The sequence below is a fragment of the Paraburkholderia aspalathi genome (assembly GCF_905220735.1).
Classification (GTDB): domain Bacteria; phylum Pseudomonadota; class Gammaproteobacteria; order Burkholderiales; family Burkholderiaceae; genus Paraburkholderia; species Paraburkholderia aspalathi.
In genome coordinates, this window is the sequence record NZ_CAJNBA010000002.1 from 472,681 (window position 1) to 495,531 (window position 22,851).

The following is a 22,851-nucleotide window of genomic DNA, read 5'->3' on the forward strand; positions in this document are numbered from 1 at the left end:
GCTCGGCGAGCGGCACGGTTCCGGTATTCGCGCGGTGGAAGAGTTGATGACACAGACGGCACTGAGCGCGGACGAGATGCGCGCCCAGTTGGCTGTGCAATTTCGCATGAAGCCGATCAGCATGCGCGAGTTGAATCAGTACGAGCCTGATTTCGACGTGATGTCGTTTGTCGAAGCGACGACCCGCCTGTGCGTGTGTTTTCGCGAGGCAGATGGAACAAGCGGCACAAACGGTTCAGGCGGCACAAACAGTGGCAAGGGTCTGCTGTTCGTCATCGCCGATCCGCTCGACGCGCGCACGCGAGGCTGCGTCGAACACCGCATGCGCTCGCGGCCGACCGTGCCGTACAGCTGGGCGCTCGCGAGCGCGGGGGACATCAGCGCGTATCTGGCCGTGCGCGAAAAAGACGTGCGGGCGATGGACTCGCTCGCGTTCGACGACCCGATCCAGAGTGCAGTCGATCCGTCTTCGCTCGCGTTGACGCTGCAGGGCATCAGTAGTGACGATAGCCCGGTAGTGAGGCTGCTCAACTCGACGATCTATGACGCGCTGAAGATGATGGCGAGCGACATCCACCTCGAATGCCGCGCCAATGGGTTGATGATCAAGTGCCGCGTGGACGGTGTGCTGACTGTGGTCGGCCGGGTCGAGGGCCGCGATGTCGCGGACCAGGTCCTGTCGCGCGTGAAAGTGATTTCGGAACTCGATATTTCCGAACGCCGCGTTCCGCAGGACGGGCGTTTCAAAGCGCAGTACGCGGGACGTGACATCGATTTCCGCGTGTCGATCATGCCGAACCAGTTTGGCGAGGACGCGGTGCTGCGGATTCTTGACCGCTATCAGCTTTCTCAGGCATCCGGCGGTCTGACGCTCGAGGCGCTGGGCTTTCAGCAGGCTGATACACGCTTCATGCGCTCGGTCGCGTCAATGCCCTACGGGATGCTGCTCGTGACTGGGCCGACTGGCAGCGGCAAGACGACGACGCTCTACGCGATTCTGACTGAGATCAACAACGGTCTTGAGAAGATCGTGACGATCGAAGACCCGGTCGAATATCAGCTGGGCGACATCCTGCAGATTCCGGTCAACGAAGCGAAGGGCCTGACGTTCGCGCGCGGACTGCGATCGATTTTGCGACATGACCCGGACAAGATCATGGTCGGCGAAATCCGCGATCCGGAAACAGCGCAAATCGCCGTGCAGGCAGCGCTGACCGGTCACCAGGTGTTCACCACCGTGCATGCGAACAACGTCTTCGACGTGATCGGCCGCTTCACGAACATGGAGGTCGATCCGTACAGCTTCGTGTCCGCGCTCAACGGCGTCGTTGCCCAGCGTCTCTTGCGGCAGTGCTGTCCGGATTGCACGACCGATGAAGCGGTCGACGCGGACACGCTGGTCCGTTCGGGCATCGATCCGGATACCGCCGGCAGCTACCTGTTTCATCGCGGCACGGGCTGCGCGGCGTGCCGCGGCAGCGGGTACCGCGGACGCCGCGCAATTGCAGAAGCATTGCGCATGAACGACGAGTTGCGGCAACTGCTGTCGGAACGCGCACCGCTTGGGGCTATCAAGGCGGCAGCGATGCGCTACGGCATGCAGTCGCTGCGTACCGCTGCAGTCGAGCTCGTGAAGCGCGGCGAAACGACTCTCGAGGAGATTAACCGTGTCACCATGGTTGAATAGTCCGGTTGCAATCGGAGTCGGCACACGTGAGATTGTCGTCGGTGCGCGCGTGCCTTGGCCGTTACGCCTGCGCAAATCGGCATCGGCCACCGAGCCTGCCAGCGTTGCGATTCCCGAGGAGCAGTGCTGCACTGAACCGGGTGCACTCGACACGCTGCGCAGAGCGCTTGCTGACAAGCTCATCGCAACGCCCGCCGCCGATGCGGCGCCAGTGCCGCAGGAGTTTGTGCAGAAGCGCAACGCACACGTGGTGCTGGATGACTTCTGGGGCAATCACGCGATCTTGCGTGGCGATTTCCGCGCGTTGCGCGCGCGCGAACTCGAAGAGATCGCGTTAGCGCATTTCACCGATACCTACGGGATTGATGGCGCGTCGCTGGTGGTGCGTTTCGGCGTGCAGCGCGGCGGCCGGGCTCTCTTTGCCAGCGCGATGTCGCGCGAGCTGCTTGACGGTATCTACGACGTGAGCGCGGCCGAACATGTCGGGATTAGCCGCTTGACGTTATGCCTTCCAGAGATGCTCAATCGCATCGGCGATGCGGCCGAGGGCGGTGAGGCGCTGCTGCTGTTCGTCGCGGACGAGCAGATGCAGGCGGTCATGATCGAACAGAATCGCTGGGTCGCCTACGATGCACAACGCCTGTTTCCCGGTGATGCGAGCGACGCATCCCGGCTGGCCGAACTGGCCGAGCAGTTGTTCGAACGCTCGGCAACCCGGGCGAACCTGAAGCACGAAGACTGCAAAATCTTTCTGTTCGGGATCGAGACCGAGTTGGCGCCGTTCGAAGCGCGTTTCGCCGCGGCAATCCGGCAGGCGCCGCCGGCGGACCACTCGCCCGCGCATCGGCTGATGGAGTGTGCGCAATGATCCCGCGCCTTGACCTCGACTTCAGCCGGCGCCGCGCCACCCCTGCGGCGGGCGGGTTGATCCTGCTGTGCGCCGCTGCCGTGCTGTTGCTCGCAAGCGGCGCGCGGCTCTGGCATGCGCACTCGGAAAACGATCGTGCGCAGGCACAACTGGAGGCCGTCCAGCGGCAGACAATGGCGAGCCGGCATGTGGCGAAGGCGCCGCTGACGCCGGCTGCCCGGCTCGCGGAAAAGCAGAGCCAGTCGGTTCTGCGTGAACTGACCGTGCCGTGGCAGGACCTCTTCTCGATCGTCGAAGACTATCCGGATCACGATGTCGCGCTGATCGGCATCGATCAGAACCCCGCGCAAAGCCAGATCCGTATCACGGCCGAGGCGAAGAACTTCGACGCGATGATTGCCTACCTGAAGTATCTGCAGAGCAGCGTTCTGCTGCGGGAAGCCGTGCTGAACGATCACCTGATCGAGACGAACGTACCGGGCAAACCCGTGCGTTTCCAGATCACTGCCGTCTGGAGGAAATGATGAAAGCAGACCAGTTGCAGGACATGCTGTTGACGCTGCGCTTCGAGATGCAGCGCTCGTTCGGCCTGCCGGGACTGCTCGGCGTGCTGGTGATTGGCGTTGCCGCCATCGTGGCCGTCTCGACGCCCAGTGTGGAGTCCGGGACGCACGGAATGGGTGAGATGCAGGATGCCGCGCGAGTCGCGCGGACTGCGAACGCGCATCACCTTGCCGGCGAGCGTAGCGCGGCGGTGGATCCAGTCGCACTCGATACCTTGCCGGGACTGTTCCCGGGTTTCACGCAAAGCGCGAACGATATCGCGGTGATATTCGCGCAGGCCCGCGATAGCAATCTGACGCTCGGCTCAGCCGAATACCAGGTGACGACCGAAGCCGGTGCGCCCTTTACGCGGTATCAGGTGCTATTGCCTGTCAAGGACCAGTACAGTGCGATCCGGCGTTTTCTCGCGGCAGTCCTGAACAACGTGCCCAATGCGGCGCTCCAGGCGATCCACGTCGAACGTCCCGCAGTCGACGGCAATATTCTTGATGCGCGGGTCCGCTTCGAGCTCATCTACCGGACTGCACAGCCATGAACCTCGCTCTGGTCAAACGCGTTCGAGCGCATCTGCCGGACAGCGCAGCCATGAAACCCGCTCTGGTCACACGCGTGTTGCTGACGTTCTGCGGGATCGCCGTCGTGGGACTCGGGTATCGCGCGCAGGTGGCGGCGACCCAGACGCCGGTGGTGCTTGCCGCGCTCCACGGCAAGGGGCATGACGACGTGCGGGCGCGGCCTGCTTCCGCTCATCTCCAGTCCGCCGCATCTGCCGTGCCAGCAACCTCGCGGGGAGCGGCGCCAGCCCCGGTTCCTGCGTCGCGCGTCGGCGCTGCCAATGCGAAGCCGACGATAGCGGTGACGCCACGCGCAAAGCTGATCGCCCTGCGCGCGCCGCTGTCCGTCGAATCGGCCAACAATCCGTTCGCCGCCTCTTCGTGGCTTCCGCCGCCTCCAGTCGAGGTGCCGATCGTACCCGAGGTGCGGGCACCGGCGCCGACTGCGCCGCCCGTGCCATTCACGTACGTGGGCGAGCTGGATGCGAAAGCGGCCAAGCCGCAGGTATTTCTCAGCAACGGCGAGCGGTTGCTGATCGTTTCGCCGGGCGAAGTCGTCGATGACCAGTACCGCGTCGAATCGGTTTCGGAATCCGACGTGGTGCTGACCTATCTACCGCTTAACCAGACGCAGTCCGTATCCATTCCAAGAGAGGCAAAGTAGATGAAAACCTCACGCACACGGGGTGCGAGCCGCAATGGGGACAGCGGCCCGGCGAACCATCTCTTGCCATCTGTCCCGTTCCGTGCTCAGTGCACCCCAATCGGAGGGATCGCGAGAAAGCGTGCGCTCGCGGTCGCTATCGCCATGCTTGCCGTCAGCGGTTGCATGCAAATGCCGGCCCGGCAGGACAATCCGACCGGCGCCGAGGCGAAAGTCGACTATCTGAACGACCGCAATAGTCAGGTCAACGCGCTGCTCGATCAGGCCGACCAGTTCCGTCTGAGCTACCAGTTCGATGCCGCGATCCAGAAGCTCTACGCGGCAAGCCAGATCGATCCGACCAGCGAACGCGGCCGCAAGATCGGCGCGCTGATCGACCAGGACCGCCGGGATCTTACGACCCTGCAGGAAGCGGACCGCATGATGCAGCGCGGCTCGCTTGCACCGGCGTCCGATCGCGTGCACCGCGTGTTGTTGAGGAATCCGACCAATGCGCTGGCGTTGCAGATGAAAAAGGAAATCGACGATAAGATCCGGCAGCAACGCGCGGACAGGGAAGAGGGGCTCGCCGCTTCGTCGATCATGCGTACGCCGATCACACTGCAGTTTCGCGATGCCAACGTGCGCATGGTCTTCGAAGCGTTGTCGCGCACTTCGGGATTGAACGTCATCTTCGATCGCGACGTCCGTGCGGATTTGAAGACGACCATCTTCGTGACGAACGCGTCACTGCAGGATACGGTCGATATGATCCTGATGCAGAATCAGCTCGACAAGAAGCAACTCAACGCGAATACGCTTTTCATCTACCCGGCGACTCCCGCCAAGCAGCTTGAATATCAGGAATTGAAAGTACGCACGTTCCAGTTGTCGAACGTCGAAGCCAAACAGATTCAGTCGTTGCTGAAGAGCCTGCTTAAGATCAAGGAAGTCGTGATCGACGAGCGCGCGAATACCGTAACGATCCGCGGCACCCCGGACACCATCAAGGTTGCCGAAGAGATGATCGCCGCGCAGGATCTGCCTGAACCGGAGGTGATGCTGGAAGTCGAGGTGCTGGAGGTCTCGCACGAACGCCTGTCCAATCTCGGGATCGAATGGCCAAATTCGTTCTCGGTGTCGACACCGTCCACGGTGGACACATGGGGCGCGTTGCACCATCTTCCCATCAATGCGCTGAATGTCAGCGGTCTGTCTGCGACGGCAAACTTCAAGCTTACGGATACCGACGCGAATTTGCTGGCGAGTCCACGTATCCGGACGCGCAACAAGGAGAAGGCCCGGATCCTGATCGGCGACAAGTTGCCGGTGATTTCGAGTTCCAGCACGCCCAGCACGAGCGGACCGTCATACACGCAAATGATTCAGTACATCGATGTCGGCATCAAGCTCGAAGTGGAGCCACAGGTCTATCGGGATGGCGATGTCGGCATCAAACTGAATCTCGAAGTCAGCAATATCACCAATACGATCCAGAGCGGTAATTCGCAAACAGGTCTGAGTTCGCTCGCCTATCAGATAGGAACACGTAGCGCATCGACAAGCCTGCGCCTGAGGGATGGCGAAAGCCAGATTCTCGGCGGGCTGATCTCGGATCAGGACCGCAGGTCGGCCGACAAGGTGCCTGGCCTCGGGCAGTTGCCCATCCTCGGGCGCCTGTTCTCGGACCACAACGGCGACCATGTGAAGACGGAGATCGTATTGCAGATCACACCGCACATTGTGCGGCCGCAGCTCGCGGCGGATGTGGACACGCAGGAGGTCTGGTCCGGCACCGACGTCAATGTGCACGCCGACCAGCTTCGGCTCGATCCCGTCATGGCCGCCGCGGCGGTGCCCGGAGCGCCGGCTGTAAGGGCGCTGCCCGGCAGCGTAGGCGGTGGCACGGTGGGCGGCAAGTCCGCTCAGGCTGGTGCGGCGGCGAACGGTTCGACGACGGCGCCCGCGACCGGTTCGTTTGGGCAACTACCGCCGCCGCAGCGCACGACGCCGCCACCCGCACCCTACGGCGGACGCTTTGCGCCGCAATCGACCGCGCCGGCGCCGGTGCCGGTTCCCAATGCGCCGCCGGCAGCGGAGCAGGCGGGAGGAGAGGCCGAACCGGGCGCTGGGGCGAACGCGGCGCCGGCGGCCACCCAGCCGCCCGCGCCTCCCCCGGCTGCACCCGCACCGGCGCCCGCGCCCGCTCCGTCGATCTTGCAGATGCCGCCGGGTGACATGGGCAACGATAACCCGCTTCGCTCGATTCAGAACGGGTATTGAGCCGTGGCCATGCCGACGAACACAGTCCGCTCGCGTGGCGCAAGCCGGCCCGATCAGCGTGGATTCACGTTGATCGAGCTGGTGATTACGCTCGCGCTTGTGGCTATCCTGTCGCTCGCGATCATGCCGTTCTCCGAACTGATCGTGCAGCGTCAGAAGGAACAGCAGTTGAGCGCCGCGTTGCGCGAGATTCGCACGGCACTCGACGCATATAAGGATTCGAGCGACGTGGGTTTGATCGACAAGGAGGCGGAGGCGTCCGGCTATCCGCCGTCGCTGACCGTGCTCGTGACGGGCGTGCCCAATGCGAAGGATCCGAAAGGCAGTCTGTTGATGTTCCTTCGCCACGTGCCGCGCGATCCGTTTTTTTCTGGCGATCCGGACACGGCCGCGGAAGACACCTGGAACGTGCGGTCCTATGGCGTGCCGCCGGATCAGACCGGCGCCGATGGGCCGTCCGGGAATGATCAGGCCGGCAAGGACGTGTTCGATGTGTCGTCGAAATCCGATCGCGCCGGCATCAACGGCGTTCCGTACAAACAATGGTGACGGTGCATCATGAAACCCGCTCATACGCGCAGATTCCGCGCATTTACGCTGATCGAACTGGTTGTCGTGATGGCGATCATTGGCCTGCTTTTGACGATCGCTCTGCCGCGTTATATGCACAGCATCGAACGCGGCAAGGAGCAGGTCCGGCAGCAGAACGTCGCCGTGATGCGCGATGCGATCGATAAATACTACGGTGACAACGGCCAGTACCCGGATACGCTCGATGAACTGGTGACGAAACACTATCTGCGGGCGGTTCCGGTCGATCCGGTCAACGGCGACGACAAGTGGGCGGTAATCGCCTCGCCCGATGAAAGCAAGACGGGCGTGTACGACGTCGTGCCGGCGAGTGGTGCGCAGGGCACGCCTGCCGATCCGGCAGGAGCAGGCAAGTGAGTCGCGGCGCATTCTCAGCGCGAGGCGGCGCGCGCATTTCGTCGGTATCGAAGCGGGCTGCGCGACGCCGTGCCTCGCTTTGCGCCGCGCGCCAGCGTGGGCTTGTGATGCTGGCGCTATTGATCGCGCTGATGTTGATGTCTATTGCGTTGGCGGGCGCGCTGGATGTCTGGTCGCTGGAACGTCGGCGCGAGCAGGAGAAGCAACTGTTGTTCGTGGGTGACCAGTACCGGCAGGCAATCGTGCGGTATTACCGCGTTGGTCGCGTCTACCCCGCGTCGGTCGACGATCTGCTGGACGACGCGCGCTTCCCGGTTCCGATGCATCACCTGCGTCAGGCATACCCGGATCCGGTCACCGGCAAGACCGATTGGCTCTTCTTGCGGCAGGGCGATCGCTTTTATGGTGTGTATAGTAGCTCGGAGGCGCCGACGATCAAGCGCGCGGAGTTCCCGCGGCGATACGTAGACTTCGAGACCGAGCAGACTTACGGCGGGTGGAAATTCATCTACCTTGCGCCGGGGCTGCGCAGCACGCCCACCACTGCCGTTCCGGCGGCGCCCGGTCGTCCAGTGAGGACCATTGATCCACAGAATGGTGCGGTCCGCTTTCCGTCGGCAGGCTTCGGTGCAAACAGGATCGGTGGTCGTTAGCATCACAGGAGCAAGCCTCAGCTCTTCCATTACGGTCTCTCCCACGGGATGAGCCGTATCGACTACCAACCGAAGCGCTGGTGCCGCCCGGCGGTATCCTACTGGTATCGATCCCGATCATCTGAACGTTTTCCGAAGCCGAGGAGTTGCGAAACATGACCGAGCTATCACCAGCCATCGAAATCGAAACCGCGCCAGATCCCAGATTCGCCGTCATCCTGATGCACGGTCTCGGCGCCGACGCCAATGACTTCGTGCCGCTTGTCCCCGAATTGCGCCTCACCGGCGGACCCGCTGTGCGCTTCGTGTTTCCCAATGCACCTGAGATTGCCGTTACTGCAAACGATGGCTACGTGATGCGCGCGTGGTACGACATACGGTCGTTTCAGGACGTTAATCGACAAGTTGACGAAGCCGGTATCGAATCGTCTTGCGCGACCGTGCGGCGATTGATCGAAGTGCAGAACCAGCGCGGCATTCCGACTTCGAACATCTTTCTCGCGGGTTTTTCGCAGGGCGCGGCGATGACCTATTCAGCAGGACTGACGCACCCTGAGGCGCTTGCCGGCCTGATCGTGATGTCGGGCTATATACCGTCGCAAGGCTTTGTGGACAGCCGGTTGAGCGCCGCAAACAGCAGCACGCCGATTTTTGCCGCGCATGGCATACACGACGACGTGTTGCCAATCCGGCTAGGGGAGGCCGCGCGTGACTTTGCGATCGCGCGAGGTTGCAACGTCGCCTGGAGTGCGTATCCGATGCCGCATTCGGTGTGTGAGGAGGAGATCGCGGCGTTGCGCGTGTGGCTCGGCGGGCGCCTCACGGGCTCTCGTTGAATGCGCCGCAGCGTCTATTCGTGGAGCACCGAATTAGTGTTTCGTACATCAAGCACGACCAGCGCCTCAATGGGCGGCCAGAGACGCTGGCGATCGCGCGATGACGCCAGGCTGGACTGGTTCCGGTCCAGCTGGTCCTACTTCTCCACCCTGTCGTGCATCACCATGATCGTTTGTTGCATCAGCGCACAAAGCGTTTCATGGCCATCTTTGACAGCGAATACCTCTGCCTGAGTGACGATTAGCGTTCGGCCGGGACGGACAACCTGCCCACGGGCGATCAGGATTTCGCCGTCGGCCGGAGCGACCAGATTCATCTTGTATTCGACAGTCAATACAGACGCACTGGCCGGCACCAAGGTCATCGCAGCGTAGCCGCCTGCGGAGTCGGCAATCATACCGACCACGCCACCATGTACGAAGCCGTGCTGTTGCCCGACACCACTCCAGACTGGCAGGTGAATTTCGGTGCGGCCGTGCTCAATCACGGCCAGAGTCGCCTGAATCAATGTCATCGCATTCTGGCGCGTGAAGCTGGCGCGAATGCGTTCAGCGACGAGGGAGTCGGGTATGTGTGCCATAAAGGGTATTGTATTGGTAAATTCCATGATCATATCCGTAGCACTGTCGGCGATAAATACGCGTAGTTTGCCGACTAGTCGTTTACTCGGTCATGTCTCTGGTCGAACCGCTGAATTGTGCCTTTTGCCGCGTACACCACACGGTATTCAGCATCTTTAGGCTGCACCTAATCCCCGCTTTCGAACAATCAAATTCCAAGCTGTTTTTGGCGTCGGCAACCTGCGTTCTACCTCGTGAACGAACGCGAGGCGACACTCAGGAACGATAGCCGAGACCTGTTCGTTCCTGCATCGAAGCCTGCTCTTGGAGATGGTTATGAACGGCCGGAAACGATTGGTTAAATTAGGTGCGGCACTCAGCGTGGGTGGAATGGCTCTGGCCTGCTCGGCCACTGCGGCCGCAAGCGTTGTGGTGGGCGTGGCAGGTCCGATGACGGGGGAGTACGCGTCGGGGGGCGACCAGTTTCGCAAAGGCGCGGAACAGGCCGTGAAGGACATCAACACGTCAGGCGGTTTGCTTGGACAGCAACTCGACCTGGTCGTCGGTGACGACGTCTGCGATCCCAAGCAGGCAGTCTCTGTTGCAAACAGCTTCGTCAACAAGAAGGTGGCGTTCGTCGACGGCCACTGGTGCTCGAGTTCCACGCTGCCGGCATCCGACGTTTACAACGACGCGCAGATCCCCCAGGTCACTGTGTCGACAAACCCCAAAATCACGGAACGCGGTATCAAGGGAATCTTCCGTATCACCGGCCGGGACGATCAGCAGGGAGAGGTCGCGGCCGACTATATCGCCGCAAACTTCAAGGGCAAGAAAATCGCCGTCATTGACGACAAGACGGCGTATGGCGGCGGTCTGGCGGACGAGATTGCAAAAGATCTGGCCGCGAAGCAGACACCCGTGGCGCTGCGCCAGTCGATCACGGCCGGTGAAAAGGATTACTCCGGTCTGATCAGTAAACTGAAGGCGAACGGCATCCAGATTCTTGCTTACGGCGGCTACTACCAGGAAGTCGCACTGATTTTGCGGCAGGCCGCGCAAGCAGGGCTCAACCTGACGGTCCTCGGCGGCGACACGCTGACGAATAATGAACTGGTGACTGCCGCAGGGCCGGAAATCAACAAGGTCCTGTTCACCTTCCCGCCCGATCCGCGCAAGAGTGCTGCAGCCGCAAAGGTGGTGGCGGCCTTTCGCGCGCAGAAGATCGAGCCGGAGGGTTACATGCTGTACTCGTACGCCGCCATGCAGGTTTTCGCAGAGGCAGCGAAGAAAGCCAACTCCACGGACTATGCGGCGATCGTGAAGCAGCTTCACAACGCATCGTTCAGCACGGTGGTCGGCCAGGTGGACTTCGACGCGAAAGGCGATCTGAAGAGCCCCGGCTATGTGGTCTACCGGTGGAAAGGCAACAACTACGACTATGTGAAGTGACGCGTCCTGTCCAGTTTTTGTAGCAAGGAAAGAGGCGGTGCGTCGCTCTATTGCGCCGCCTCTGCAGCAGATTCACCGGAGAGGACATGAGCCAGGCACTGCAACAACTAATTAATGGGCTGACCTTGGGCGCCGTCTACGGCCTGATCGCGATCGGCTACACAATGGTCTACGGCATTATCGGCATGATCAATTTCGCTCATGGCGATATTTACATGGTGAGCGCGTTCATCGCCGTGACCTGCTTCACGCTGCTTGCAGGCAGCGGGGTCTCGTCGGTCGTGGCGAGCATTGCAATTACGCTGATCGTATCGATCGCACTGACATCCGTATTCGGCTGGACCGTCGAACGTGTGGGTTATCGGCCGCTTCGCGGATCCAATCGTCTCGCGCCACTGATCTCGTCAATCGGGATTTCCATCTTCCTGCAAAACATGGTTCAGCTGACTCAGGGCGCCCGAGTCAAGTCTATCCAGCCGCTCGTGACGGGAGGCGTGAACCTTTTCTCCGGCGAACAATTTCACGGGCCATACGTTTCGTACGTGCAAATTCTCATCGTCGTTGTAACGATTCTGCTGATGTGCGCCTTCACGCTATTCATCAATAAAACACCTTTCGGCAGACAGCAGCGAGCTTGTGAACAGGATCAACGGATGATGCAGTTCCTCGGCTACAACGTCGATCGGATCATCGCCCTGACGTTCATGATTGGCGCCGCACTGGCGGCCGTCGCAGGTGTCATGGTGACGCTGTACTACGGTGTGATCGATTTCTCGATCGGATTCGAGGCGGGTATCAAGGCGTTTACCGCAGCCGTGCTCGGTGGCATCGGCTCGATTCCCGGGGCAATGCTGGGCGGTGTGATCATCGGTTTGATCGAAGCATTCTGGGCTGCCTACCTCTCGCCCGAATACAAGGACGTGGCTACGTTCGTCATCCTGATTGTGGTCTTGATGTTTCGTCCATCCGGGCTTCTTGGCCGTCCCGAAGTGGAGAAAGTGTGATGAGTTCGACAGTCATGCAGGAAACGAATCTACATTTTCGCGTCAAGGATGCGCTTGGCGCGGCGCTGGTCGCGGGCCTCGTCGGCTTGCCCATGCTGGGTTTGACGACGCGAGATGGCAGCAATGGTCTCGAGGTTCATACACGATGGGCGCTGCTGGCGGTTTTCATCGCGATCGCATTTGCCGGGCGCATCGTCATGCAGCTTTTGCTGCAGCGTTTTAGTCTTTTTTCAAAGCGCCGGTCGCGTGCCAGGCCCGCTGCTCAAGTCGCGGGTAATGGCTCGCTTGTCTGGGCCGGCGCCGGATGCGTGGCGTTCGCGGTGCTGTTGCCCGCGTTATTCGCTGGAAACCGCTACGTCGTCGATACAGCGACGACCGTACTGATTTACGTCATGCTTGGCTGGGGCCTGAATGTCGTTGTCGGTCTGGCGGGGCTGCTGGACCTGGGTTATGTCGCGTTCTATGCGGTAGGTGCGTACACGTACGGCCTGTTGTCGACGCATTTTGGCTTTGGTTTCTGGCAGTGCTTGCCGATCGCCGGGGGCGTTGCTGCGGCGTTCGGCATGTTGCTTGGTTACCCAACCCTCCGGCTCAGAGGTGATTATCTGGCCATCGTCACGCTCGGCTTCGGGGAAATCATCCGGTTGATACTCGTGAATTGGGGCGACGTGACAGGCGGACCCAACGGCGTCTCATCCATTCCGAAGCCGACCTTCTTCGGGCTCCCCATGCAGGCATCTGGCGATGGTCCGACCTTCGCGACCGTGTTCGGCCTTGATTACTCGCCTGGCCAGCGAGTCGTCTTTCTGTACTACCTGATCCTCGCACTCGCGCTGCTGACGAACCTACTCGTCTCGCGCCTCAGACGGCTGCCCGTTGGGCGCGCGTGGGAAGCGGTGCGCGAAGACGAGATCGCCTGCAAAGCAATGGGAATCAACGTAACGAATGTGAAACTGTCCGCCTTTGCAACCGGCGCAATGCTGGCCGGATTCGCCGGCGTGTTCTTCGCCGCGCGGCAGGGGTTCATTTCGCCAGAAAGCTTCACCTTTTCGGAGTCGGCCACGATTCTCGCGATCGTGGTGCTCGGTGGTATGGGGAGCCAGCTCGGCGTCGTCCTTGCGGCGGCCTTGTTGGTAATTTTGCCCGAGTTAGGGCGTGATTTCTCCGAGTACAGAATGCTGCTTTTCGGGGTTGCAATGGTGTTTATCATGGTTGTGCGGCCCGGCGGCCTGATCAGTCATCGCCGTGCGACTGTCAGCGCGCCTCACGTGGGGGCAAAACAATGAACGACTCCACTTCGCTGCTCAGCGTTGCGAATCTGACGATGCAGTTTGGCGGGCTTCGCGCGATCGAAGACCTGTCCATGACGGCGCGCGCCGGAGAGGTGACGTCGGTGATCGGGCCGAACGGAGCCGGAAAGACGACGTTTTTTAACTGCCTGACGGGCTTCTATAAGCCGACCAAGGGCGCCATCACGTTGGGGCATCCCCGTCATGGGAAGCTTCGGCTGGATGCGATGAAGAATGTCGACGTGGCGCGGATTGGCCAGGTCGTCAGAACCTTCCAGAACATACGGCTGTTCCCGCGTATGACCGTGCTCGAAAACCTGATGATTGCCCAGCACAATGTGTTGCAGGACGCGTCCAGGTTCTCGCTTGCGGGCGCACTCAACGCGCGGTCGTTTCGACGCGCGAACGACAAGGCGATAGACAACGCTTTGACGTGGCTCGAGCGCTTGAGCGTTCGGGATATAGCCAACAAACCCGCTGGCGACATGCCCTATGGTGTGCAGCGTCGCGTCGAGATCGCGCGCGCGATGTGCGCGGACCCCATTCTGCTGTGTCTGGATGAGCCGGCTGCCGGTCTCAATCCGCGCGAGTCGGCGGAACTCACCGCGTTGTTGACCTCGCTCGCGAGAGAGCAGGGCATCGGGATATTGTTGATCGAGCACGACATGAGCGTCGTCATGAAGGTTTCAGATCACATTGTCGTGCTCAATCACGGTAAGAAAATTGCGGAAGGCTTGCCTGCTGACATCAAGGTGAATCCTGAGGTGATCAGCGCATACCTCGGTGAGGACGATGAGACGTCGTCACACGGTGAAGCATCGCAGGAGAAATCAGCTCATGCTTAAGATTACCGAACTCAGTGCCCATTATGGCAGCGTCCAGGCACTACGCGGGGTCAGTCTGAGTGTGAAGACCGGTGAGATCGTCACGTTGATCGGCGCGAACGGCGCGGGCAAGTCGACGCTGATGAATACCATCTTCGGCTATCCACGGGCTAGCGGCGGCAAGGTCGAATTCGACGGACAGAATATTTCGAATCTGCCATCGCATGCGATCGGCAGGCTCGACATTGCGGTTGTGCCTGAAGGGCGCCGTATCTTTCAGCGGATGACCGTGCTCGAGAATCTGCTGATGGGCGATACGTCGGGCAATCGCCGGACCGCGGATGATCTCGAGCGCATGTACGAGATGTTCCCCATCCTGAGAAGCCGAGCTTCGCAGCGTGCCGGCACGCTGTCGGGAGGGGAGCAGCAGATGCTCGCGATAGGGCGCGCGTTGATGTCGAAGCCGAGATTGCTCCTGCTCGATGAGCCGTCGCTTGGTCTCGCGCCGATCTTCATCAAGAAGATTTTTTCGGTCATCAAGGAATTGAACGAGCAGCTCGGGATGACGATTCTGCTTGTCGAACAGAATGCGCATCACGCGCTGCGTGTGGCGCATCGAGGCTACGTGCTTCAGCACGGACAGATTGCCCTCGAGGGGAGCGGTGCTGAGTTGCTGGCCAACCCTGCAGTGCGGGCAGCGTATCTGGAGGGCGATACCGCTCAACTGGATGCGGCCTGAGCGGTGATCCGGCGCATGCGGGCTGCTCGTTCCCTACTTTGCGAGATTCGGAGCGGGGAATCACGGCAATTCTCCGCAACGCCATGATGCCCGGTAAGGGAGTTGAGAACCTTTGTTGATAGGGGTTCAGCGGCCAGTGTAAGAGCACTGACCATCAAGAAATATGCAGAATTCCGCGCAAATTAGCCGAGCCCTCTCAAGACCGGAATTTCGCAAAGATCCAGAATGCTGTAAACCGAATCGATCGCCGCTGCGGGATTGCGTTCCAGAATGAGGGCTGATCCATAAGCCTGCCTACTGGAACTACACGGGACCACACGGGGCGAATGGCGGCATATACGGAACGAATTCAAGTGCAGGCCACCGGCCGGCACGCTCAATGAACTGATTTTTTGTGGAGTTTTCGCATGAAAGTGCTCATCGTTTTTGCTCACCCCGAACCCAAGTCGTTCAATGGTGCGCTGAAAGATACGGCTGTCTCGACTCTGAAAGCGCAGGGGCACGAGGTTCAGGTAACCGACCTGTATCAACTGAAGTGGCGGCCCGAGCTCGGCGTCGAGGACTTCGTAGGTGAGCGTCTCAACCCTGACTTCCTCGATCTTTCGGCGGAACAGGAACATATGTTCGGGACATCCACGAAGCCGACGCCGGATGTCTACGCTGAGCAGCAGAAGGTGCTCTGGTCCGATCTGATCATCTTCCAGTATCCGATGTGGTGGTTCGGGATGCCGGCGATCCTGAAGGGCTGGGTGGATCGCGTGATGACCCGCGGATTCGCCTATGCGACCGGGCGCAAATACGAGACCGGTATGTTCAAGGGCCGCAAGGCAATGGTCTCGACCACGACGGGAACGGCCGCGAGCCTTTACGAGCCGGACGGTGTCGACGGCGATATCAATCACATCCTCTGGCCGATCCACAACGGGATTTTCAATTACCTCGGCTTCGATGTGCTGCCGCCGCATGTATCGTGGATGCCTGGCCGCGTGAGCGCCGAGCAGCGGCAAGCGTACCTCGACGCCTACGCAGCGCGGTTGCGCACGCTCGAGAGCACGGAGCCCTTGTTCTTTCATCCCTTTGCGGACTTTGGTCCGGACCAACGTCTGAAGCCAGGTGTCGTGGCCCGTTCCGGTTTCCAATGGAACCCGGCCGTCGGCCAGTCGCACGACGAGGCGGCGGAAGCCTACACGCCGAAGAAGATTGCCAAGGCGGGATGATCCGGTGTGACGTCGGGCCGCAACTGCTGTAGAGAGCTTCTGCGGCCCAGCATCGAAACTGACCAGGAGAAACACACGATGGAAAAGCTACTCATGTTTCAGAAGCTGCACCACGTCTGCATCGTGGTTCGTGACATTGACAAGGCCGTGAAGTACTACGAGTCGATCGGAGTCGGTCCGTGGACAGATTTTCCGCCGTTGGATGCATACGAACTGGACGGCTACGATCGTGACGCTTTTCTTAAGATGCGCTACAAGTTCGCGAACATTGACAACGCCCAACTGCAGCTTTGCCAGCCAGGAGACGGAGACACGCCGCAACGACGCTTTCTGGAAACGCGCGGCGAGGGTGTTTTTCATCTCGGCTTTTCCGTCGAGAGTTGCGATAAAGCAGAGGAACAGGCTGCGAACGCCGGACTGAATGTTCTGGCACGCGGGCGTCTCGACGATCGAAGTGGCTTCACGTACTTCAAGACGGTCAACGAAGGGGCAGGGGTCACGTTGGAGGTTCGGGCGCCGAGTACCAAGGCAACTCAAGGCATCAAGTCCTGATACACGCTTTCCGTGTGATCCTTTCGTTATTCCGGTTACCCCAATTTAATTCAGAACTGCCCCGCGGCATGCCGCGGGGCATCTTCATTTTTATCTCATGACGAACGGGTTTGCAGTCTTGACCCCCGTATTGATCCAGACACTCTTCGTTTGCAGATACTCGCGGATCGCGTCGATACCGTTCTCGCGGCCAAGTCCCGAATCCTTGTAGCCGCCGAACGGCGACATGTAGCTGACCGCGCGATAGCTGTTCACCCAGACCATGCCGGCCTGCAGCTTTTCAGCGACGCGAATGGACCGGCCGATATCCTTCGTCCAAACCCCTGAGCCCAGACCGAAGCGCACATCGTTGGCGAGTGCAACCGCCTCGTCTTCGTCCTTGAACTTGATGATCGACAGGATGGGACCGAAGACTTCCTCCTGCGCGATTCGCATCCTGTTGTTCACGTCACCGAAGATGGTCGGCTCGACGAACCAGCCATTACCGCATTCGGGCGCACTCCCGGGCTTTCCACCGAGCAGCAACGTCGCGCCTTCCTGTTTCGCGGTTTCAATGTACGACAGAACCTTCTGGTATTGAGGACGCGTCGTTACCGGCCCGACCTGGGTATCCATACTCGAGGGATCCCCCATTTTCGCGGTGCGTGCCAGCGTCAGGAGTTTGTCGACGAACGTGTCGTAGATGCTTTCCTGCAACAGGAGACGCGAACCGGCAATACAGGTCTGTCCGGTCGCCGCGAAGATGCCGGAAACCGCGCCATTCACCGCATCTTCCAGATCGGCATCGTCGAACACGATGTTGGGTGACTTGCCGCCAAGTTCGAGACTAACGTGTTTGAATTGACGTGCTGCCGCCTCGTTGATCGCTCGCCCGGTGGAATCTGCGCCGGTGAACGTGATCTTCTTGATGAGGGGATGTTCCACCAAAGGCGAGCCGACGTCCGCACCGAATCCGGTCACGACGTTCACTACACCCGGCGGAAAGCCAGCCTCGGTGAAGAGTTTTGCAAACTCGATCGTGGACGCCGAAGTGAACTCGGACGGTTTGATCACAACCGTACAACCTGCGGCCAACGCGGGTGCAATCTTCCATGTTGCCAGTAGCAGCGGCGAATTCCACGGCGTGATCGCGGCGACGACGCCCAACGGTTCGTTGCGGGTGAAGTTGAAGTAGCCCTTCTTGTCGAGCGGAATGACGGCGCCCTGAATCTTGTCCGCCAGACCGCCAAAATAGTAATACCACTGCGGCAGATACTGGCACTGGCCGAGCATCTCCGCCATGAGTTTGCCGTTGTCCCGAACTTCGAGCTCGGCAAGCCGCCTGGCGTCTCGCGCGATCAGGTCACCGACCCGATGAAGCAACAGGCCTCGCTGGCTCGGGGACATCTGTGACCACGGCCCTGTACTGAATGCGGCATGCGCCGCAAGCACCGCCCGATCGACGTCGGTGCCGTTGCCTTTTGCAATCTGCGCCCAGGTTTCTCCGGTGAATGGATTTTCCGTATCGAACCATTCGCCCGAAGCGGGCTGGCAAGATTCGCCATTGATGTACATCTCAAATCGTTGCATGACTCTCGTCTCCAATTGGTATTGAATCAGGCGTCAAGGGGCAGACGTCGCTGGGACTCGGCCAGGATTTCTTGCGCCTTTAAAATGACCGGCCGGTCTACCATGCGGCCATCCACAGCAACGGCCGCGCCGTGGGATGCTGCTGCGCCTTCGACAACCCGATGCGCCCATGCGACATCTTTCTCGCTGGGGATGAACGCAGCATTGACCGCAGCCACTTGCCTCGGGTGAATACAAAGCTTGGCGCCGAAGCCGAGTCGCCTGGCACGAATCGTGTCGCGCGTGATTTGCTCGGTGTCGTCGAGCGTGGTACTGACCCCGTCCACCGGCGGTAGCAGGTTGCCGATGCGAGAGGCGAAGACGATCTGTGAGCGGAAGTACAGAAGCTGCTCATCGTCGCCGTCAATGCCGAGGTCGAGCTGGAAATCCACATTGCCGAATACGAGTCGGGTGGTCAGCCGGTGTTGGGCGATCGCGACCACATTCCGGAAACCTTGAGCCGTTTCGATCATCGGCAGGATGTCGGTGGGCTTGCCCGCGAACTCGCACAGGAAGATATCGTCGATGCGTTCCGTCTTGGGCAGCATGACGGCGGCGACGGATGGCGCACGGCATACGGCGATGTCGTCGCGAAACCATTCGCTGTTCACATCATTCACACGGACCGCCACCGGCGTACTGTTCGTCGACAGCCATTCGGCGAGGGCCGCTCGCGCGATTTTCTTCTCGGTGGGGGGGACTGCATCTTCCAGGTCGATAACGACCACATCGACGCCCGACGCAGCTGCTTTGGCAAACCTGTCCGGCCGGTTGCCGGGAACGAAGAGATAGGAGCGGGGTGCAAGGTCAGCCATGTTGGACCTCCAGTTTCGATTCAGGGAGCAGTCTGGATACGACGGTTGCGTCGGTAATCCCCCATACCGATGCAATGGAGCGCTTGAGCTCGTCTTCGGTGGCGGCATTGCCATACAAACCCAGCGTGAGCGTTTTGTGCTCCAGTTCGGCGCGCGTGAGCGTGTTGCCCGGATCGCCCTTGGGATCATCCACGCGGCCCTCGAAGGTGCGGCCATCCTTCGTCTGGACGACGACCTTCCCGATCCAGCGTGACGGATAAGCCGTATCGACTTCATGGTCGAGCACCATCGAGACCTTCTTGCAGAAGTGCTCGATCCTGCTTTCCTTGTAGTGGCCGTCGAACTCACGCACACCTGCGTGGCCGAATTCCGCCACCAGAGCGAGCACGGTGCCCATGGAGAACTTCGCTTGATGAACAGTCTTTGGGTCGATTACCGGGCCGAGTACATCGATCGCAGCCTGGTGAACATGGGTCACCACCGTCTCAACGTCGTCAGGCGAGAGCTTCTCGCGTTGAATAACCTGAAGCAGAGCATCGGCCGCCGGATGGGTGTGCCGGCACGAAGCGTGATACTTGAACGACGTTTCAATCAGCGCCCAGCGCTCACCGAGCGCTTCGGCGAGTTTGTCCGGATGCGTTTGCGTGGACAGGCCGGCTCCCATGCCTTTCGCGCCTTCGAAGATGTCCTTCGCGCCGGTGAAGCCGTCGGCCGCCAGGTAGGCTGCGAGAAGACCGTTCGCCGCGGCCTTGGCCGTATGCAGTTGCTTGGAGTCAGCGGCGTCTTTCAGGAATTCCCAGAGTCCGGCTGCCTGGGTGCCGGCTGAGCCAAACGCATTCACCATCTGCTCGTCGCTCAATCGCAAAAGATTACCGACTGCTGCCGCAGCCGCGATCGTCCCGACCGTACCGGTAGTATGAAAAATCTTGTAGTGCGACCGGCCGAGGAATTCACCGACGCGGATGCCCGCTTCATAGCCTGCAACAGATGCAGCGATGAACTCTTTGCCACTTCTGCCAAGCGCTTGCGCGGCGGCCCACGCTGCGGGGAAGACGACGGTTGCCGGGTGCAGGACCGAACTGTTGTGAAGGTCGTCCTGTTCGGCGAAATGCGATGCGGCGGCGTTGATCATTGCCGCGAAGAGCGGGCTGGTCGTTCGGCGGGAGATCAGTACTTCGCAAGGACCGGACTGTGGTCCGAACTCGAATGCATACTTCTGGATCGTTTCGACGGGGCGCGCTTCGCGGCCAGCCAGTGCTGATCCGAACCAGTCAAGGAAGAGGTCTTCCGCGCGTGCCACCACGTCTTTCGGGATCTGCTCAAACTTGAGATTGGCCGCAAACGAAGCAAGAATCTGTGTGTTGCTCATAACAGGCTTACCTTAACTTGGAAGTTAAATTACGGCCGCTTCACGAAGCTCGCGGATGGCGTCGGTCGAAAAACCCAATTCGTTTAAAAGGGCTTCGGTGTGCTGGCCTAACGCGGGCACGGCGTCCAGTCGAACATCGGATGCTGTACTGACGCCTGGCGGCAGCAAGGCGGGAATGGAACCGGCAGGCGAGTCGACGTTCACCCAGCGATTGCGTTCCTTAAGCTGCGGATGCGACCACACGTCGGGCATATCATTCATTCGTGCGTTGGCGATCTGCGCGCTATCCAGCCGACTGATGACCTCTTCCGAAGTTAGTTTGCTGAACGCGGTGACAATGATTTCGCGCAGTTCCTCGCGTGCTGCTACACGCCTCGAGTTGGAACTGAAGCGAGGATCGACGGCGATCTCGGGTTCCAGCAGAACCAGCGAGCAGAACACACCCCATTCACGCTCGTTCTGCAATCCCAGCATGACTGTCTTTGCATCGCCGGCGGGGAAGGGGCCATACGGGTAGATCGTCGCGTGAGCGGCGCCGGCACGCGGTGGCGGGGATGCGCCATCGAACGCGTAGTAGAGGGGATACGTCATCCACTCCACCATGCTCTCGAGCATCGACACGTCGATTTCCCGTCCCAAGCCGGTCTTCGATCGCTGTAGAAGCGCGGAGAGGATGTTCGTGTAGGCGTACATCCCCGCAGCGATGTCAGCAATGGAGCAGCCGGCTTTTGCCGGTGTGTCCGGACCGCCGGTAATCGACAGGAACCCGGACTCACTCTGGATCAGCAGGTCGTATGCTTTCTTGTCGCGATAGGGGCCGTCAGACCCGTAACCGGAGATGTTGCAGACAATCAGGCGGGGATACTTCTCATGCAACGCTTCATATGACAGACCCAGTCGCGCTGCGGCGCCTGGTGCCAGGTTCTGCACGAGCACGTCGGTGTCCTCTAGCAGGCGCTCGAAAATATGCTGCGCTTGCGGGGCCTTGACGTCGAGCGTGAGGCTCTCCTTCGAGCGGTTGCACCATACAAAGTGCGAGGCCATGCCGTGCACGCGCTCATCGTAGGCACGCGCGAAGTCGCCAACGCCCGGGCGTTCGATCTTGATCACGCGTGCGCCAAGATCCGCAAGCTGACGGGTGCAAAACGGTGCTGCAATCGCGTGTTCGAGGGTGATGACCTTCACGCCGTCCAGCGGTTTCATGTCCTTCCCCTTAGAAAGAACGTGGCAGCCCGAGCAGATGCTCGGCTACGTACGAGAGAATGAGGTTGGTCGAGATCGGTGCGACCTGATAGAGCCGTGTCTCGCGGAATTTGCGTTCGACGTCGTATTCGTTCGCAAAACCGAAGCCGCCATGGAACTGCAGACACGCATTCGCGGCCTCCCAGGAAGCGTCTGCGGCGAGCAGCTTGGCCATGTTGGCTTGTGCGCCGGCGGGCTGCCTGGCGTCGAAAAGCTCGCAGGCCTTGTAGCGCATCAAGCTTGCCGCTTCGACGTTGACGTGCGCGCGGGCGATCGGAAACTGCACGCCCTGGTTCTGTCCGATCGGGCGGCCGAAGACGACGCGTTCCTTGACGTACTTACAGACCTTGTCGAGGAACCAGTAGCCGTCGCCGATACATTCAGCGGCGATCAGAGTGCGCTCAGCATTCAGGCCATCAAGGATGTATTTGAAGCCTTTGCCTTCCTCGCCGATCAGGTTCTCGGCTGGAATCTCGAGGTTGTCGAAAAATAGCTCGTTAGTCTCGTGATTCACCATGTTCGGAATGGGGCGAACCGTCATGCCCTTGCCGATTGCCTGATGCAGGTCGACCAGAAAGATCGACATGCCCTCGGATTTCTTTGCGACCTGATCGATCGGCGTGGTCCGCGCGAGCAGAATCATGAGATCGGAATGCTGGATCCGGGAGATCCACACCTTCTGACCGTTGACGACGTATCTGTCGCCTTGGCGAGTCGCGGTTGTCTTGAGCTTGGTGGTGTCGCTGCCGGTCGTCGGCTCGGTCACGCCCATCGACTGAAGCCGCAACTTTCCGCTGGCGATTTCCGGAAGGTATTTAGCCTTCTGCTCTGCCGAGCCGTGCCTGAGCAGTGTCCCCATGTTGTACATCTGCCCGTGACACGCACCGGAATTGCCGCCGCTGCGGTTGATCTCTTCCATGATCACCGAAGCTTCGGTCAGTCCGAGCCCGGAGCCGCCATATTCCTGCGGAATAAGGGCCGCAAGCCAACCGGCGTCGGTTAGAGCTTGCACAAAGGTTTCAGGGTAGGCGCGTTCCTCGTCGATCTTGCGGAAATACTCGGCGGGGAAGTTGGAACACAAATCGCGAACCGCTTCGCGAATGTCCTGGTAGGGGTCAACGTTAGCCAGCACTTGTCTCTACT

At 60.3% G+C, this 22,851-nt stretch carries 23 protein-coding genes; 17 read left to right on the forward strand and 6 right to left on the reverse strand.

Annotation, left to right across the window (positions count from 1 at the left end):
• The first annotated feature begins 46 nt into the window (after nucleotides 1-46).
• The 10 genes from KHO30_RS12890 (at nucleotide 47) to KHO30_RS12935 (ending at nucleotide 9,036) form a co-directional block, all read left to right on the forward strand.
• Nucleotides 47-1,687 carry a GspE/PulE family protein gene (locus KHO30_RS12890; protein WP_234486822.1) on the forward strand — a complete coding sequence of 547 codons (1,641 nt, stop codon included), beginning with the start codon at nucleotides 47-49 and terminating at the stop codon, nucleotides 1,685-1,687.
• The gene (locus KHO30_RS12895; RefSeq protein ID WP_211701210.1) at nucleotides 1,668-2,555 is read left to right on the forward strand and encodes a hypothetical protein; all 888 of its coding nucleotides are present in this window, start codon (nucleotides 1,668-1,670) and stop codon (nucleotides 2,553-2,555) included. Before KHO30_RS12890 ends, KHO30_RS12895 begins: the two co-directional genes overlap by 20 nt.
• Entirely contained in the window at nucleotides 2,552-3,079 is a 528-nt protein-coding gene (locus KHO30_RS12900) for a hypothetical protein (RefSeq protein ID WP_093633284.1), read from the forward strand. The genes KHO30_RS12895 and KHO30_RS12900 overlap by 4 nt, the downstream gene beginning before the upstream one ends.
• The gene (locus KHO30_RS12905) at nucleotides 3,079-3,654 is read left to right on the forward strand and encodes a hypothetical protein (protein WP_211701807.1); all 576 of its coding nucleotides are present in this window, start codon (nucleotides 3,079-3,081) and stop codon (nucleotides 3,652-3,654) included. The genes KHO30_RS12900 and KHO30_RS12905 overlap by 1 nt, the downstream gene beginning before the upstream one ends.
• Nucleotides 3,651-4,337, forward strand: a complete 687-nt coding sequence (locus KHO30_RS12910) for a hypothetical protein (protein ID WP_244864018.1) — start codon at nucleotides 3,651-3,653, stop codon at nucleotides 4,335-4,337. Before KHO30_RS12905 ends, KHO30_RS12910 begins: the two co-directional genes overlap by 4 nt.
• A complete protein-coding gene (locus KHO30_RS12915) occupies nucleotides 4,338-6,599 on the forward strand; it encodes a secretin N-terminal domain-containing protein (RefSeq protein ID WP_093633282.1) in 2,262 nt (753 codons plus the stop codon).
• Between the two features lie 9 nt (nucleotides 6,600-6,608).
• The gene (locus tag KHO30_RS12920; protein WP_093633281.1) at nucleotides 6,609-7,148 is read left to right on the forward strand and encodes a type II secretion system protein; all 540 of its coding nucleotides are present in this window, start codon (nucleotides 6,609-6,611) and stop codon (nucleotides 7,146-7,148) included.
• Nucleotides 7,149-7,157: 9 nt separating this feature from the next.
• Nucleotides 7,158-7,547, forward strand: a complete 390-nt coding sequence (locus KHO30_RS12925) for a type IV pilin protein (RefSeq protein ID WP_093633280.1) — start codon at nucleotides 7,158-7,160, stop codon at nucleotides 7,545-7,547.
• 107 nt (nucleotides 7,548-7,654) lie between these two features.
• The gene (locus KHO30_RS12930) at nucleotides 7,655-8,200 is read left to right on the forward strand and encodes a type II secretion system protein (protein WP_244179258.1); all 546 of its coding nucleotides are present in this window, start codon (nucleotides 7,655-7,657) and stop codon (nucleotides 8,198-8,200) included.
• A 155-nt stretch (nucleotides 8,201-8,355) separates the two neighbouring features.
• Nucleotides 8,356-9,036: an alpha/beta hydrolase gene (locus KHO30_RS12935; RefSeq protein ID WP_093633279.1), complete on the forward strand. Its 681-nt coding sequence runs from the start codon at nucleotides 8,356-8,358 to the stop codon at nucleotides 9,034-9,036.
• Nucleotides 9,037-9,173: 137 nt separating this feature from the next.
• Here KHO30_RS12935 and KHO30_RS12940 read toward each other — a convergent pair whose 3' ends face one another.
• Nucleotides 9,174-9,617, reverse strand: coding sequence for a PaaI family thioesterase (locus KHO30_RS12940; RefSeq protein WP_211701809.1), 444 nt, complete (start codon nucleotides 9,615-9,617; stop codon nucleotides 9,174-9,176).
• A 316-nt stretch (nucleotides 9,618-9,933) separates the two neighbouring features.
• Here KHO30_RS12940 and KHO30_RS12945 point away from each other — a divergent pair, with 316 nt between their 5' ends.
• From KHO30_RS12945 to KHO30_RS12975, 7 genes are all read left to right on the forward strand, one after another.
• Nucleotides 9,934-11,049 carry a branched-chain amino acid ABC transporter substrate-binding protein gene (locus KHO30_RS12945; protein ID WP_211701211.1) on the forward strand — a complete coding sequence of 372 codons (1,116 nt, stop codon included), beginning with the start codon at nucleotides 9,934-9,936 and terminating at the stop codon, nucleotides 11,047-11,049.
• An 86-nt stretch (nucleotides 11,050-11,135) separates the two neighbouring features.
• A complete protein-coding gene (locus tag KHO30_RS12950) occupies nucleotides 11,136-12,053 on the forward strand; it encodes a branched-chain amino acid ABC transporter permease (RefSeq protein WP_200620130.1) in 918 nt (305 codons plus the stop codon).
• A gap of 14 nt (nucleotides 12,054-12,067) precedes the next feature.
• A complete protein-coding gene (gene livM / locus KHO30_RS12955; RefSeq protein WP_425312901.1) occupies nucleotides 12,068-13,339 on the forward strand; it encodes a high-affinity branched-chain amino acid ABC transporter permease LivM in 1,272 nt (423 codons plus the stop codon).
• Nucleotides 13,336-14,187 carry an ABC transporter ATP-binding protein gene (locus KHO30_RS12960; RefSeq protein ID WP_211701213.1) on the forward strand — a complete coding sequence of 284 codons (852 nt, stop codon included), beginning with the start codon at nucleotides 13,336-13,338 and terminating at the stop codon, nucleotides 14,185-14,187. The genes livM and KHO30_RS12960 overlap by 4 nt, the downstream gene beginning before the upstream one ends.
• Complete coding sequence (locus KHO30_RS12965; RefSeq protein WP_093633274.1) at nucleotides 14,180-14,905, forward strand: ABC transporter ATP-binding protein; 726 nt, start codon at nucleotides 14,180-14,182, stop codon at nucleotides 14,903-14,905. Before KHO30_RS12960 ends, KHO30_RS12965 begins: the two co-directional genes overlap by 8 nt.
• A 407-nt stretch (nucleotides 14,906-15,312) precedes the next feature.
• Nucleotides 15,313-16,122 (forward strand): NAD(P)H-dependent oxidoreductase, encoded by an 810-nt coding sequence (locus KHO30_RS12970; protein ID WP_211701214.1) that lies wholly within the window; start codon nucleotides 15,313-15,315, stop codon nucleotides 16,120-16,122.
• 93 nt (nucleotides 16,123-16,215) lie between these two features.
• Entirely contained in the window at nucleotides 16,216-16,674 is a 459-nt protein-coding gene (locus KHO30_RS12975; RefSeq protein ID WP_244179257.1) for a VOC family protein, read from the forward strand.
• A 90-nt stretch (nucleotides 16,675-16,764) separates the two neighbouring features.
• Here the strand turns inward: KHO30_RS12975 and KHO30_RS12980 are convergent, their stop codons facing one another.
• Genes KHO30_RS12980 through KHO30_RS13000 form a run of 5 tightly spaced genes read right to left on the reverse strand, consistent with a single transcriptional unit; the run spans nucleotide 16,765 to nucleotide 22,840 of the window.
• On the reverse strand, nucleotides 16,765-18,243 hold the full coding sequence (locus KHO30_RS12980; protein ID WP_211701215.1) for an aldehyde dehydrogenase: 1,479 nt from the start codon (nucleotides 18,241-18,243) through the stop codon (nucleotides 16,765-16,767).
• A 26-nt stretch (nucleotides 18,244-18,269) separates the two neighbouring features.
• The gene (locus tag KHO30_RS12985) at nucleotides 18,270-19,097 is read right to left on the reverse strand and encodes an HpcH/HpaI aldolase/citrate lyase family protein (protein ID WP_200620136.1); all 828 of its coding nucleotides are present in this window, start codon (nucleotides 19,095-19,097) and stop codon (nucleotides 18,270-18,272) included.
• Nucleotides 19,090-20,466, reverse strand: coding sequence for an MmgE/PrpD family protein (locus KHO30_RS12990; RefSeq protein WP_200620137.1), 1,377 nt, complete (start codon nucleotides 20,464-20,466; stop codon nucleotides 19,090-19,092). The genes KHO30_RS12985 and KHO30_RS12990 overlap by 8 nt, the downstream gene beginning before the upstream one ends.
• 24 nt (nucleotides 20,467-20,490) lie before the next feature.
• A complete protein-coding gene (locus KHO30_RS12995) occupies nucleotides 20,491-21,669 on the reverse strand; it encodes a CaiB/BaiF CoA transferase family protein (protein WP_200620138.1) in 1,179 nt (392 codons plus the stop codon).
• 10 nt (nucleotides 21,670-21,679) lie between these two features.
• The gene (locus tag KHO30_RS13000; RefSeq protein ID WP_200620139.1) at nucleotides 21,680-22,840 is read right to left on the reverse strand and encodes an acyl-CoA dehydrogenase family protein; all 1,161 of its coding nucleotides are present in this window, start codon (nucleotides 22,838-22,840) and stop codon (nucleotides 21,680-21,682) included.
• Between the last annotated feature and the right edge of the window lie 11 nt (nucleotides 22,841-22,851).